This is a genomic window from Nocardia sp. NPDC047648, assembly GCF_040642815.1.
Classification (GTDB): domain Bacteria; phylum Actinomycetota; class Actinomycetes; order Mycobacteriales; family Mycobacteriaceae; genus Nocardia; species Nocardia gamkensis.
Genome location: NZ_JBEYSX010000004.1, coordinates 196,595 through 210,678 on the forward strand (window position 1 = coordinate 196,595; position 14,084 = coordinate 210,678).

The window sequence follows — 14,084 nt, forward strand, 5'->3', positions numbered from 1 at the left end:
GCCTGTGGCCGGACCATGGTCCCGCGGTGAGCGGACCGCGCCGGTCGAAGGTGGCATCGGAGGGTGCCGATGTGTAGGCACCTGGGTTACATCGGCCCGCCGGTGCGGGTAGGCGACATGTTGACCCTCGGCTCCCATTCGCTGCACACGCAGGCGTGGGCGCCGCGCGACATGCGCCACGGCGGCACCATCAACGCCGACGGGTTCGGCGTCGCCTGGTGGCGCGTCGGAGCGGACGACACGGTCACCGCCAGCCGTTACCGCAACGCGGCGCCGATCTGGACCGACCCGGCCGTGGACGAGGTGCTTCCGCAGCTGGAGTCCGCCGCCGTGCTCGCGGCGGTGCGGTCGGCGACGGTCGGCATGCCGGTCGAGCGGTCCGCGTGCGCGCCGTTCACCCGTGACCGCTGGGCGTTCAGTCATAACGGCGTAGTGCCGGACTGGCGGCGCACGCTGACCGGCGTGGCCGAGGAGTTCGCGCTCATCGCCGCCGAACTCGGCGCCGAGGACCTGTTCACCCCCGCGCGGTTGCTGGAGGCGGAATCCGCCACCGACGCTGCCACGCTGTGGGTACTGCTGTGCGATCTGCTGGCGACCGGCGCACCGGACGGCGAATGGTCCGCCGCTCCGGCGGCACTGCGGCTGCTGGTGTCCGCGATCCTCGACCGGGCGCCGGAAGCACGCCTGAATCTCCTGCTCTCCGACGGCGCGCAACTGTGGGCGACCACCTGCCACCATTCGTTGTCGGTGCTGGTCACCGACGATTTCGCGCTCGTGTCCTCCGAACCCTTCGACGACGACCCCCGCTGGCGGTCGATCCCGGACCGCAGCCTGGTGAGCGCCAGGCCCGGCGCGCTGTCCGTCGACGCCCTCCTCTGACCCGAAAGGCCCGCGCCATGACCGCAGCCACGCTGGACATCCACCTCACCGAAGACGACCTGAACACGGCGCTCCGCTCGGACGCCACACAAGGCCTGACCGCGAACCCGAAATGGCTGCCGCCCAAATGGTTCTACGACGCCAAGGGCAGCGAACTGTTCGAGCGGATCACCGAGCTGCCCGAGTACTACCCGACGCGCACCGAGCGCGCGCTGCTCGAGCGGGTGGTCGACGAGATCGCCGACGCGGCCCAGGCCGAGGTGCTGGTCGAACTGGGCGCCGGATCGGCGGCCAAGACCCGCCTGCTGCTCACCGCCCTCAGCGCGCGCGGACCCTTGAAGACGTATGTACCGCAGGATGTTTCGTCCGCGGCGCTGCGAGCGGCGGCCGACGAGGTCGCGGCCGAGTTCCCTGGTCTCGGCGTGCACGGGGTGGTCAGCGATTTCACCGACACCCTGGACAACCTCCCGCGCGGCGGTCGCCGGATGATCGCCTTCCTCGGCGGCACCATCGGCAACCTCGTCCCCGAGGAGAGGGCCGAATTCCTCGCCAGGATCCACGCCGTGCTCGAGCCGGGTGAGCAACTGCTGCTCGGCGCCGGGCTGGTCACCGACCCGGCGGTGCTCGTGCCCGCCTACGACGACGCGGCGGGCGTCACCGCCGAGTTCAATCGGAATGTGCTGCACGTGTTGAACGCTCGCCTGCGCGCCGACTTCCCGCCGGAGAAGTTCCGGCACATCGCGGTCTGGGACGCGGCGCGGGAGTGGATCGAGATGCGGCTGGAGGCGAGCGAGGACATGACCGTCACGGTCGCCGACCTCGGTCTCACCGTGCGTTTCGGCCGCGGCGAACAGATGCGCACCGAGATCTCCGCGAAGTTCCGGGTCGAGGGGCTCGACGCCGAACTCGCCGCCGCGGGCTTCGCCACCGGGCACGTGTGGACCGATCCGGACGATCGCTTCGCGCTGATCCTCGCCGGACGGCGCTGACCGGGGCTCCGGTCGGCGGCGGTCACCGGGATGGCGCGCCGCCGACCACCGCCGCGAGCCACTCGACCAGCGGCCGCATCGTCTCCCACGCGGCGCGGACCTCCTTCGCCGTCCGCGGCGTGTCCAGCCAGCCGGGTGCGCCGAATTCCCTGCCGCACGTGATGGATTTGTGCCGCAGCAGGTCGATGCGCGGATGGTCGGCGTCGTAACCCTTGGGTTTGGTCTTCAGCTTCTCGCCGCCGATGGTGAAGCCGGCGCCGGCGAGTTTCGCGAGGATCGCCGCCAGTTCGCCGCCGCGCACCTCGTCGTCGATGGTCGCGCGCAGTTGCGCGAGCTGATCGGGCGAGCCCTGGTAGAAGCCGCCGCCGACGAACAGGCCCGCGGCGTTGATCTGGACATACCAGCCGACGCCGGGCGCGGCGCGCACCACCGCGCCCTGCGCGGTCTTGTACGGTGTCTTGTCCTTGGCGAATCGCACATCCCGATATGGCCGGAAGATCTTCGCCGCGCCGAAATCCGGCTCCAGCTCGGCTACAAGCGCCTTCATCGGCGTGAGTACCGATTCGTCGTAAATATTCTTGTGCGTGGTCCAGAAAGCCTTGGAGTTGTCGGCCTCCAAGTCTTCGTAGAAGTCCAGCCCGGCCAGCGGGAAGCCTGTGAATCCGGTCATGCGCGCACACTCGCCGCGCTGGTGTCACCGAAGGAACGCATACCGGAAATCTACGTCGTGAAGTCTCCGCCGAACACGGCGAATCCCACGATGAAGCCGATGATCATGCCGACGGCCGCTGCGATCGCTGCCCATTTGCCTAGCGATTCGCCCTTGTTGTGCCCGACGATCCCCAGGACTATCCCGGCCGGACCGAACAAGATCGGGCAGAACAGCACCGCGATCACCGCGCAGACGAACCCGATGATCGAGTACACCTGGCTACCCGGCTGCCTCGGCGGGGTGCCATACGGCTCGTACCCCTCCTGCGGGTAGGACGGGTAGCCGTACTGCGGACCGGCCGCCGGTTGGTCGTACCCTCCGCCCGCCGGGTACTGAGGTTGCCCGGGCGGCGGATACGGTTGCCCGGCGTCGGCGGGCTGTCCGTACGGCGGGTAGGGGTGTCCGCCCGACCCGTATCGAGCGTGGTCGTCCGGTGTGAACCGGCGCGTCTCCTCGTCGGTCGGAGGCTGGGGAGCGGAACCCGACAGCGGGGACCCCGGCGCGGCGGGTTCGGCGCCCCAGGACTGCTGGCCGCCCGGCCCGTCGGCGCCCCAGGGCTGAGGTTCGGCCGGTTGACCGCTGGGTTCCGCGCCCCACTGGCCGCCCAGCGGCCCCGCGGGCGGTGTGCCGCCCGACTGCCACCATTGGTCCGCCGAACCCTGCTCGCCTTCCGGTGGCCGCGCGGCGGCTGGATCGTGCTCGGTGGGTGGTGTGCCGGTCTGGGCCGGGGCGGCGCCGGTCAGTGGCTGAGCGGGCTCGTCACCGGAGGTCTCACCGGTCTGTCTCGACAACGACGGTGCCTCCGGCTCCCGCCGCTCGTCGTCGGTGTGGTCCGGATCCTTCGGCGTGCTCATCGCACCCTCCTCGTGTCGTCCCGGTCACGCAACCTATGCCTACCACGCGGCACGCGCCGTCATAGCCGATTGCTACAGCGCGGCGCGTCGGGGCGGTATTCGGCTCAGAGGTCCTCGTCGTCGACGATCTCGATCGCGGCCACCTCGGCGGACCGGTCGTCCGCCTCGTCGTCCTCGGTGCGGCCGTCGTGCGGCGTCCACTCCTGATCCAGCTCGTCGCCGATGCCGAGCCTGCCGTCGTCCTCGTCCTCGTGGTAGCGGATGCGCAGGTCGTCGGGCGGATCCTCGATATTGCGCTGATACTCGCGGATCTCGTCCTCCTGGTCGTCATCCCCCATTTCGGTCTCCAACGGGTCACGGTCCATACCCTCAGTATCCCCACCGATCGCCGCGGCTAACGCGAACGCGGAAACGGCGGCCCGGACCGGAGTCCGAGCCGCCGTTTCCGCGGTGTGAGGCTTAGGCGTTGCCGTTGAAAAGGCCGGTGACCGAACCGTTTTCGAAGACCTCGCGGATGGTGCGGGCCAGCAGCGGCGCGATGGAGAGCACGGTGAGCTGCGGGAACTTCTTCTCTTCCGCCAGCGGGAGGGTGTTGGTCACCACGACCTCCTTGGCGCCGCAGTTGGCGAGGCGCTCGGCGGCGGGCGCGCTCAGCACGCCGTGGGTCGCGGCGATGACCACGTCACCCGCGCCTGCCTCCTTCAGCACCTTGACCGCGCCCGCGATGGTGCCGCCGGTGTCGATCATGTCGTCGATCAGGATGCAGGTGCGGCCCTCGACCTCGCCGACCACGCGGTTGGACTTCACCTGGTTGGGCACCAGCGGGTCGCGGGTCTTGTGGATGAAGGCCAGCGGCGAGCCGCCCAGCGAGTCGGCCCACTTCTCGGCGACGCGCACGCGGCCGGAGTCCGGGGAGACGACGGTGATGTGCTCGAGGCTGTAGTTGGTGCGGATGTACTCCGCCAGCTGCACCTGCGCGTGCATGTGATCGACGGGGCCGTCGAAGAAGCCCTGGATCTGGTCGGTGTGCAGGTCGACGGTGATGATCCGGTCCGCGCCCGCGGTCTTCAGCAGATCCGCGACCAGACGGGCCGAGATGGGCTCGCGGCCGCGGTGCTTCTTGTCCTGGCGGGCGTACGGGTAGAACGGCAGCACAGCGGTGATCCGCTTGGCCGAGCCGCGCTTGAGCGCGTCGATCATGATGAGCTGCTCCATCAGCCACTGGTTCAGTGGCGCGGGGAAGCTCTGCAGGACGAAGGCGTCGGAACCACGGACCGACTCCTCGAACCGGACGAAGATCTCGCCGTTGGCGAAGTCCCGCGCGATCTGCGGCGTGACGTGGACGTCGAGTTCCTTGGCGACTTGCTCGGCCAGCTCAGGATGAGCGCGTCCCGAGAAGAGCATCAGGTTCTTCTGGTTATCGATCCATGACGCGGTCACTGCTGATTGCCATCCTTTTGCTCTATTGCCTGACCCGACATCTCCTTGGCCGCGATGGCTTCCGCCGCCGCGCGGGCCGCGTCCGTCCCCGGACGGTGTCGCTGCACCCAGCCCTCGATGTTCTTCTGCGGTCCGCCGGAGACCGCGAGAGCTCCGGGCGGAACGTTTCTGCGCAGTACAGTACCCGCCGCCGTATAGGCTCCGTCACCCACCGTCACCGGCGCGACGAACATGGTGTCGCTGCCGGTGCGCACGTGCGAGCCGACCACGGTGTGGTGCTTGGTCACCCCGTCGTAGTTGACGAAGACGCTGGACGCACCGATGTTGCTGTGCTCCCCGATGGTGGCGTCGCCGACGTAGGTCAGGTGCGGGACCTTCGAATGCGCGCCGATCGAGGCGTTCTTGGTCTCGACGAACGCGCCGAGCTTGCCCACCTCGCCCACGACGGTGCCGGGCCGCAGGTAACTGAACGGGCCGATGGTCGCCTTCGGGCCGATGGTGGCGCCCTCGCCGTGGGTGCGGATCACCCGGGCGCCGTCGCCGACGACAACGTCGGTGAGCGTGCTGTCCGGGCCGATCTCGGCGTCCTCGCCGACGACAGTGTTGCCGATAAGTTGCACGCCGGGGCGCAGCACGGCGTCCCTTCCGATGCGCACACCGGCGTCGACCCAGGTAGAGGCGGGATCCATGATCGTGACGCCCGCGCGCATGTGGCGTTCCAGGATGTAGCGGTTGAGCGTGTGCGCCGCCGAGGCCAGTTGCACCCGATCGTTGACGCCGGTGACCTTGGCCGCGTCGACCAGGCGCGCGCCGTGCACCGGGTGACCTGCCTCGCGGGCCAGGCGCAGCACGTCGGTGAGGTACAGCTCGTGCTGGGCGTTGGCGGTGGACAGTCGGCTGATCATGGTGCGCAGCACCGCCGCGTCGAACGCGTACACACCGGAGTTCACCTCGGTGATCGCGGCCTGCTCGGGGGTGGCGTCGGCGTGCTCGACGATCTCGGCCAGCTGGCCCTCCGCGTCGCGCACGATGCGGCCGTAGCCGTTCGGGTCCGGCGGTACGAAGGTCAGCACGGTGACCGCGGGGCGTTCGGCGTAGCTGCGGTGCTCGTCGAGCAGTGCGGCCAGGGTGTGTCCGTCCAGCAGCGGCACGTCCGCGGAGGTGACCAGTACGTCACCGGTGAATCCGACCGGCAGGGCGGCCAGCGCGCACTGCACGGCGTGCCCGGTGCCGAGCTGCTGTTCCTGGATCGCCGGGGTGATCTCCCGGCCCAGTTCGTCGGCCACCGCGGTCACCGCCGCGCCGACTTGCTCGCGGTCGTGCCCCACCACGGTGATGAGGTACGCGGGGTCGATCTCGTTCGCCGCATGCAGCGCGTGGGCGAGCATGCTTCGACCGGCCAGCGAATGCAGGACCTTGGGGGTCTTCGACCGCATTCGCGTCCCGGCACCGGCTGCGAGAACGACGACGGCGGTCTGCTGTGGCATGGATCTCCCTCGGCTGCCTGTCCTCGTGCGGGGCATCGTCGTGCTTGGTCAGCGATCTGCGGGCCAACGGTAGGGCATCGTGCTCTCGAGCTCCGCCGCCAGGACTCGAACCTGAACTCTCTGAACCAAAATCAGATGTGCTGCCATTACACCACGGCGGATTGCCACACCGGCGGTTGGCGAACACCCCGCCGCTGTGCCATGGCACGGGATGAATCCTCGCATACTAGGCCGCCTCCCCGCGAATTGTTCGGCCCGCCTGTCCGCGTATTCCGGCCGTACCAGGGCGGAGCCGGGACGGCCGCAGACACGCCGGCGGCGGACCGGTGGGCCGGGCGGGTGGATCCCCGGCCGGTCTGGGACAGTGGTATCCGAATGTCGGTGTCGTGCGTCGGAGCCCCGGTGCGACGGCCGGCTCGACACGCACGAGGGCAACTCGCCGGGCTCGCCCGCGACCCGCCCGGCATGCGACCGTCGGTCGGAGGGAACCGCCGAGGCACTCACGACCGGCAACAACGCGGAGAGGGCGGAGGAGCAGGGGTGTCTTCGGGTGAGTCGCATCGAGTGTCCCGGCCGCGGATGACCGGCACGCAGCGGCGTCAGCAGCTCATCGAGATCGGGCGCGCGCTGTTCGCCGAACGCGGTTACGACGCGACCTCCATCGAGGAGATCGCGCAACGCGCCCAGGTCTCCAAACCCGTGGTGTACGAACACTTCGGCGGCAAGGAGGGGTTGTACGCGGTCGTCGTCGATCGCGAGATGTCGATGCTGCTCGACATGATCACCTCCTCGCTCACGCAGAACCGATCGCGGATCCGGCTCGAACAGGTGGCGCTGGCACTGCTGACCTACATCGAAGAACGAACCGACGGGTTTCGAATTCTGGTGCGCGATCAGCCCGCCGCGGCGGCGGAGGGCAGGTACTCCAGTTTGCTCAACGAGGCGACCAATCAGGTGGCGCACATCCTGGCCGGAGATTTCGCGCGGCGCGGGTTCGACACCAGTCTGTCCACCCTCTACGCGCAGGCGCTCGTCGGCCAGGTCGCCACCGCCGCGACCTGGTGGCTCGACGAGCGCCAACCCTCGAAAGAGGTTGTGGCGGCACACTTGGTGAACCTGTGCTGGAACGGGCTGAGCCATCTGGAGGCCGAGCCGCAACTGAGTTCGGAGTGGCGCGCGAGCGCAGGTGAGTGACCCGGATTGTTAACCAGCAAATTGCGCGGCGGGTCTTGCCGAATGCTCGAATTGGCTGCCGGGCGCGCGCCTGGTGGTACGGTTCACCCATCCTTTGGGTGCTGTTCGGGCGGTAAGTCGGTCAACTTCGGGATGTCGGTCTACTTCAGGATGGCTGGTTTTGGGATGACAGGCGGATCTGATGGCTAGGCAAGCGCGCGCGGAGATCACCCGCGACTCCGTCCTGGCAGGCGCGGCCGATGTCTTTCTGCGCTTGGGATATGCGAATGCGAGCCTGAGCGAGATCATCGCGCAGTCCAATGTGACCAAGGGCGCCTTGTATTTTCACTTCGGCTCGAAGGAAGAGCTGGCGCGCGCCGTGGTCGACCAGGGCAACGAGCGACTGACCAGCTCGTGTCAGGGCTTCTTCGATCCCCGGGTGCCCGCGCTGGAAGCGTGCATCGGCATCACCTACGTCGTCGCCGATCTATCGATGAACGACCCGATGGTCGGGGCCATGCTGAAGCTGACCCACCAGATCGGCGACTACCGCGGCGCCCAAGGCGACAACATCGCCAAGAACTGGGGCGACACCTACCGGCTGCTCGCCGAACGAGCCATCGCCCAGGGCGACCTGATCGCCGACCTGGACGCGGAGGTCATCGGCCTGCTCTGGCAGGAGATGGCCGCGGGCGTGCACATCATCGCCGTCGGCACCGAATCCATCGACCAGATGGCGGTCCGGATGGAGCGCGCGTGGTACTTCCTGCTCCCGGCCCTCGTGCCGGCGGAGAAGTTGTCCTACTTCCGCGAGTTCGCCGCTAGGCGCCTGCGCCGCTACGTGCCGTAATTTTGGCCGCGCCTGCGGCGCGGCGGGTTCGCGGCCCCTTTGTGGCTCGCGTTTGCGCGACCGCCGCTTGCTCCTTCGTCGCGTACGCGGCGGCCGCGCAAACGCGAGCCGGGCCGCGAACGGCGCATGCTCGGTCTCGCTTCGCTCGAAACCGGGAGTTGCGGTGCGCTGGGTGCGTCGGGATTCGAAGTCGGGACGAAGTGCGCGCGGCTCGGGTGGGTGGGATTCGGGTCGACCGCCGCTGGCGACTTCTATGCGGAGGCGGCGGCCACTCGGACGCGAGGCGGGCCGGGAACGGTGGATGGTCGGTCTCGCTTGGCTCGAAACCGGGAGTTGGGGTGCGCTGGGTGCGTCGGGATTCGAAGTCGGGACGAAGTGCGCGCGGCTCGGGTGGGTGGGGTTCGGGTCGACCGGTGTGGTGATTCGTGACGGTATTGCCTCGTTCGGGCGCGCCCCGGGCCGGGAACGGCGGAAGCTCGGTGTCGCTCGGCCCGGCACTCGGGGTAGGGGTGAGCGGGTCGCGTCGGCGTTCGAACCCGGGAAGTGTGGGCGGGAGCGACGACCGGTGTGAGCCTCGGTACTGGTGGCGGGCGGACGGGGCGGTGCCGGCACGAGTCCGGTCCGGGTTCGCTTCGCTCGCCCTGCTGGAGTTGCGCATGTCCGCTTATCGTCGAAGCCGGGGCCAACTCTCGAGCACTCCGCGAGACGATGCGATCGCCGGTGCTCCGACGGTCCGCCGGAGCGCAAACAGGTGATCGCGTGTTCGCGACAGAGTCGCCCGAACGTGGTCGCTCCGGCGCACGTCGGCGGTAGCCGTGAGCGCGCGTCGCCGCAGGCGCTGCAATTACGGGACACCCGCTTAACTAGACTCGGTTGGCCGCTCGAACCGTGTCGCCTGCGCTCAGGAGTTGTCGATGTCCACCCACCGCCCACCGTTGGCGGGACTGGCCGCTGCGGCCGGTGCCGATACCTCGCTACGGACCGTCGCGGAGCTGATCGGGACCACGTCGGTGGCGTTGGTCGCGCCGTCGGCGGTGCGTCCGTTCGTCGCGGCGCGGGTGGCCGCCGAGCGGCCGCTGGTGGTGGTCACGGCCACGGGGCGGGAGGCCGACGACCTGACCGTCGAGCTGGCGGAGATGCTCGGTCCCGCGGTCGCGCAGTTCCCGTCCTGGGAGACGTTGCCGCACGAGCGGCTCTCGCCGGGCGCGGACACCGTGGGGCGCAGGCTGGAGGTGCTGCGCCGGATCGCGCACCCCGACGACCCGCATTTCCCCGCGCCCCTGCGCGTGGTGGTGACCACGGTGCGATCGCTGATGCAGCCGATGGCGGGCGGTCTCGGCGACATCGAGCCGATCGTGCTGCGCGTGGGCGTCGAGCTGGACTTCGACGAATTGCTCTTGCGGCTGGTGGAATTCGCCTACACCCGGGTCGACATGGTGGGCAAGCGCGGCGAGTTCGCGGTGCGCGGCGGCATCCTCGATGTCTTCCCACCCACCGCCGACCATCCGGTGCGCGTCGAGTTCTGGGGCGACGAGATCACCGAACTGCGGCCGTTCGCCGTCGCCGACCAGCGCTCGCTGCCGGACGTCGCGGTGGACGTCGTGGTCGCGTCGCCGTGCCGGGAGCTGCTGCTCACCGCCGAGGTGCGGGAGCGGGCCGCCGAGGTGGCCGCCGCCAACTCCGCCGACGCGGCGCTGGTGGAGATGCTGGAGAAGCTGGCCCAGGGCATCCCGGTGGAAGGCATGGAAGCGCTGCTGCCGGTGCTGCGACCGGGGCAGTTGCGGTTGCTCACCGAGGTGCTGCCGGAAGGCACCCACGTGCTGCTGTGCGATCCGGAGAAGATCCGCACCCGCGCCGCCGACCTGGTGCGCACCGGTGAGGAATTCCTGGAGGCGTCCTGGACGGCTGCCTCGTTCGGTGGCGCCGCGCCGCTCGGCGGCCACGGGCTCGACCTTGCCGCGTCGGCCTACCAGCCGCTGTCCGACGTGCACGCCAGCGCCGACCGGCAGGGTCTGCCCTGGTGGACGCTGAGCCCGCTCGCCTCCGGCGATTCGTCCGAGGTCGTCCTGCGGGTGCTGCCCGGCCCCGCCGCGCGCGGGTCCGACGAACTGGTCGCGACCATGTTCGCCTCGTTGCGCGCCCACGTGACCACCGGCGGCAGGGCCGTGGTGGTCGTCGCAGGTCACGGCACCGCGCAGCGCATCATGGAACGGCTGGCGGATGCCGAGGTGCCCGCCGCGGCGCTGGAGACCGGCGCCGAGCCGAACGAGGGCGTGGTCGGCGTGCTGTGCGGCTCCCTGCACGACGGCCTGGTGTTCGAAGACGCCCGTTTGGTGGTGGTCGCCGAGTCCGACCTGACCGGCAACCGGGTCACCGCGCCGACCGAGGGCAAGCGGATGCCCGCGAAGCGGCGCAACCAGGTCGACCCGCTCGCGTTGAGCGCCGGTGACATGGTGGTGCACGACCAGCACGGCATCGGCAAGTTCGTCGAGATGATCGAACGCACCGTCGGCGGCGCCCGCCGCGAGTACCTGGTGATCGAGTACGCGCCGGGCAAGCGCGGCCAGCCCGGCGACCGGCTGTTCGTGCCGATGGAGTCGCTTGACCAGCTCTCCCGCTACGTCGGCGGCGAGATGCCCAGCCTGTCCAAGCTCGGCGGCTCGGACTGGGCCAACACGAAACGCAAGGCGCGCAAGGCAGTTCGCGAGATCGCGGGCGAGCTCGTGCAGCTGTACGCGGCCCGTCAGGCCGCGCCGGGTCACGCCTTCGGGGCCGACACGCCGTGGCAGAAGGAGATGGAGGACGCGTTCGCGTTCACCGAGACCGTCGACCAGATGACCGCCATCGCCGAGGTGAAGGCGGATATGGAGAAGCCGGTCCCGATGGACCGCGTGGTCTGCGGCGACGTCGGCTACGGCAAGACCGAGATCGCGGTGCGCGCGGCGTTCAAGGCGGTGCAGGACGGCAAACAAGTCGTCGTGCTGGTGCCGACCACACTGCTCGCCCAACAGCATCTGCAGACGTTCGCCGAGCGTGTCGCGGGTTTCCCGATCACCGTGAAGGGCCTGTCCCGCTTCACCGATCCGGCCGAGGCCCGCGCTGTGCTGGAGGGGATGGCCGACGGCAGCGTCGACATCGTGGTGGGCACCCACCGGCTGCTACAGACCGGCGTGCGCTGGAAGGACCTCGGCCTCGTCGTGGTCGACGAGGAGCAGCGGTTCGGTGTCGAGCACAAGGAGCACATCAAGGCGCTGCGCACGCACGTCGACGTGCTCACCATGTCGGCGACCCCGATCCCGCGCACCCTGGAGATGAGCCTGGCCGGGATCCGCGAGATGTCGACCATCCTCACCCCGCCGGAGGAACGCCACCCGGTGCTCACCTATGTGGGCGGATACAACGACAAGCAGGTCACCGCCGCGATCCGCCGCGAACTGCTGCGCGACGGGCAGGTCTTCTACGTGCACAACCGGGTGTCATCGATCGACAAGGCCGCCAAGCGGATTCGTGATCTCGTGCCGGAGGCGCGGGTGGTGGTCGCGCACGGCCAGATGAACGAGGACGCGCTGGAGTCCACCGTGCAGGGTTTCTGGCAGCGCGAATACGACGTGCTGGTGTGCACCACGATCATCGAGACCGGCCTGGACATCTCCAACGCCAACACGCTGATCGTGGAACGCGCCGACGCGCTTGGCCTTTCGCAGTTGCACCAGTTGCGCGGCCGGGTCGGGCGCAGCCGGGAACGCGGCTACGCCTACTTCCTGTACCCGCCGGAGAAGCCGCTCACCGAGACGGCCTACGACCGGCTGGCCACCATCTCGCAGAACTCCGACCTCGGCGCGGGCATGGCGGTCGCGATGAAGGACCTGGAGATCCGCGGCGCGGGCAACGTGCTCGGCGCCGAGCAGTCCGGTCACGTCGCGGGCGTCGGCTTCGATCTCTACGTGCGGCTGGTCGGCGAGGCCGTCGAGGCCTACCGCGCCGCCGCCGACGGCAAGCCGATCACCACCGAGGAGGTCAAGGAGGTGCGCATCGACCTGCCCGTGGACGCGCACATCCCGCCCGACTACATCGCCAGCGACCGGCTGCGCCTGGAGGCGTACCGCAAACTCGCCGCGGCGCAGGAGGATGCGGCGCTCGCGCTGGTCGTGGACGAACTCGTCGACCGTTACGGCCCGCTGCCGGTGGAGGTCGGACGCCTGGTGTCGGTGGCCAAGTTGCGGCTGCTCGCCCGGGAGTACGAGGTCACCGAGATCGCGGTCACCGGGACGACGTTGAAGATCTCGCCCCTGCATCTGCCCGATTCCAAGCAGATGCGGCTCAAGCGGCTCTACCCGAGCGCGGGATACCGCGCCGCGTCCGGAGTGGTGCAGCTTCCGTTGCCGCGCGTCGAGGACAGTGTCGGGGCCGAGCGCGTCCGAGATGTGGTGCTGCTGCAATTCGTCGCCGATCTGCTGCTGGCGTTGGACGGGAAGGCGCAAGGGGCGGTCGATCTCACCGTCGCCGCCGAGTTGGCGCCGCGATGAGTTCGACGGGTCGCGACGAGTCCGTCCTCCGGGCCGCCCGGCATCGTGCCGCCGCGGGCGTGCCGTCCGGTAGCGCGCCGAACGGCGACTCGCTGCCGCCCACGGACACGGCGGTGGTCGCAGCGGGGCTGGCCGGCGCGGTCGAGGTGATGGACCGCCTCTGGCATTTCGGTGGGTGGGAGGTCACGCAGACCCACGATTCCCTGCGTCCCTATCTGCTCGAGGAGACCTACGAGCTGCTCGACGCCATCCAGCACAGCGATGCCGAAACGATCAAGGAAGAACTCGGGGACCTGCTGTTGCAAGTGCTGTTCCATTCCCGGATCGCCGAGGCAGCGGGGGAGTTCACGGTCGACGACGTCGCCGCCGCCCTGGTCGCCAAGCTGGTCAACCGCAGTCCGCACCTCGTCGACGCCCCGATCGATCCGTCCGCCTCGGTAGCGGAGAAGATCGCCGCGCAGGAACGCGCCTGGGAGGAGCGCAAATCCGCCGAGAAGTCCCGCCGCTCCTGCCTGGACGGCATCGCCATGGCCCAGCCCGCCCTGGCACTCGCCGAAAAGGTCGTCTCCCGCAGCACCAAGGCCGGTCTCCCGCCCGATCTCGTTCCCGAAGCGCTGCGGGTGGTGCGTCTCGGTGGTCCGGAAAGCGCCGAGGAACGTCTCCGCAAAGCGACGCTGACGTTCGCCGCCGCTATCCGTGCGACGGAGGACGCGGCGGAAAAGGAGCGCGGTGAACGTCTCCCGCTCACCGCCGAGGACTGGCGCGCTTTCTGGCCGGAAGACGAGTAGTCCGCCGGGCTTCGGGCGTGGAGACGGCGATGCAATCCGCGCGGCCCTTCGGATCTCGATGATGCCGTACCCCGAGCTGAACGCACGACCACGATGGCAGTCGACCGGGAACCGCAGGTTTCCCGTCGCCGCCCACGTCGACGGCCAGTGGTGGGTCCTACGGATGAACGGTTTTCCCGACCATCCGCTGTGGACACTGTTCATCGACGGCGCACCGCGTTTCGACCTCGACGACCCCCCGGCCACCTGGGGTCGACCGAGCGCTCGATCGCTACCGCCGCTCGAGCCCAACACAGCAGAACAGATCTTGGCGCGCATCAAGGACTTCGTGGCCTACGGCAGTGAAGTGGGAAAACCCTGCGACGACCCGGTCTGCTGCGGTTGAC

At 69.4% G+C, this 14,084-nt stretch carries 12 protein-coding genes and 1 tRNA gene; 7 read left to right on the forward strand and 6 right to left on the reverse strand.

Features of this window, described 5'->3' with window-relative positions; all coding sequences use genetic code 11:
* Positions 1-69 precede the first annotated feature (69 nt).
* Together egtC and egtD are read left to right on the forward strand one after the other, a co-directional pair.
* Complete coding sequence (gene egtC, locus ABZ803_RS11990) at positions 70-879, forward strand: ergothioneine biosynthesis protein EgtC (protein ID WP_357035832.1); 810 nt, start codon at positions 70-72, stop codon at positions 877-879.
* 17 nt (positions 880-896) lie between these two features.
* Positions 897-1,868, forward strand: a complete 972-nt coding sequence (egtD, locus tag ABZ803_RS11995; protein ID WP_357035835.1) for an L-histidine N(alpha)-methyltransferase — start codon at positions 897-899, stop codon at positions 1,866-1,868.
* Between the two features lie 22 nt (positions 1,869-1,890).
* Here the strand turns inward: egtD and ABZ803_RS12000 are convergent, their stop codons facing one another.
* The 6 genes from ABZ803_RS12000 to ABZ803_RS12025 all read right to left on the reverse strand — a co-directional run bounded on the left by ABZ803_RS12000 (position 1,891) and on the right by ABZ803_RS12025 (position 6,522).
* Positions 1,891-2,538, reverse strand: coding sequence for a DUF2461 domain-containing protein (locus ABZ803_RS12000; RefSeq protein WP_357035838.1), 648 nt, complete (start codon positions 2,536-2,538; stop codon positions 1,891-1,893).
* A gap of 50 nt (positions 2,539-2,588) precedes the next feature.
* The gene (locus tag ABZ803_RS12005) at positions 2,589-3,434 is read right to left on the reverse strand and encodes a hypothetical protein (RefSeq protein ID WP_357035841.1); all 846 of its coding nucleotides are present in this window, start codon (positions 3,432-3,434) and stop codon (positions 2,589-2,591) included.
* Positions 3,435-3,538: 104 nt separating this feature from the next.
* Positions 3,539-3,799, reverse strand: a complete 261-nt coding sequence (locus ABZ803_RS12010; protein ID WP_357035844.1) for a hypothetical protein — start codon at positions 3,797-3,799, stop codon at positions 3,539-3,541.
* A gap of 94 nt (positions 3,800-3,893) precedes the next feature.
* Complete coding sequence (locus tag ABZ803_RS12015) at positions 3,894-4,874, reverse strand: ribose-phosphate diphosphokinase (RefSeq protein WP_357035846.1); 981 nt, start codon at positions 4,872-4,874, stop codon at positions 3,894-3,896.
* A complete protein-coding gene (glmU, locus tag ABZ803_RS12020) occupies positions 4,871-6,361 on the reverse strand; it encodes a bifunctional UDP-N-acetylglucosamine diphosphorylase/glucosamine-1-phosphate N-acetyltransferase GlmU (protein ID WP_357035849.1) in 1,491 nt (496 codons plus the stop codon). Before glmU ends, ABZ803_RS12015 begins: the two co-directional genes overlap by 4 nt.
* A gap of 90 nt (positions 6,362-6,451) precedes the next feature.
* Positions 6,452-6,522, reverse strand: a tRNA-Gln gene (locus ABZ803_RS12025).
* A 418-nt stretch (positions 6,523-6,940) separates the two neighbouring features.
* Here ABZ803_RS12025 and ABZ803_RS12030 point away from each other — a divergent pair.
* The 5 genes from ABZ803_RS12030 to ABZ803_RS12050 all read left to right on the forward strand — a co-directional run bounded on the left by ABZ803_RS12030 (position 6,941) and on the right by ABZ803_RS12050 (position 14,083).
* Complete coding sequence (locus ABZ803_RS12030) at positions 6,941-7,555, forward strand: TetR/AcrR family transcriptional regulator (protein WP_040869782.1); 615 nt, start codon at positions 6,941-6,943, stop codon at positions 7,553-7,555.
* A 181-nt stretch (positions 7,556-7,736) separates the two neighbouring features.
* Complete coding sequence (locus ABZ803_RS12035; protein WP_039800936.1) at positions 7,737-8,384, forward strand: TetR/AcrR family transcriptional regulator; 648 nt, start codon at positions 7,737-7,739, stop codon at positions 8,382-8,384.
* 914 nt (positions 8,385-9,298) lie between these two features.
* Positions 9,299-12,910 (forward strand): transcription-repair coupling factor, encoded by a 3,612-nt coding sequence (mfd, locus tag ABZ803_RS12040; protein WP_357035852.1) that lies wholly within the window; start codon positions 9,299-9,301, stop codon positions 12,908-12,910.
* Between the two features lie 149 nt (positions 12,911-13,059).
* Complete coding sequence (locus tag ABZ803_RS12045) at positions 13,060-13,698, forward strand: MazG family protein (protein WP_357036337.1); 639 nt, start codon at positions 13,060-13,062, stop codon at positions 13,696-13,698.
* A 61-nt stretch (positions 13,699-13,759) separates the two neighbouring features.
* Entirely contained in the window at positions 13,760-14,083 is a 324-nt protein-coding gene (locus ABZ803_RS12050; RefSeq protein WP_357035856.1) for a hypothetical protein, read from the forward strand.
* Position 14,084 lies beyond the last annotated feature (1 nt).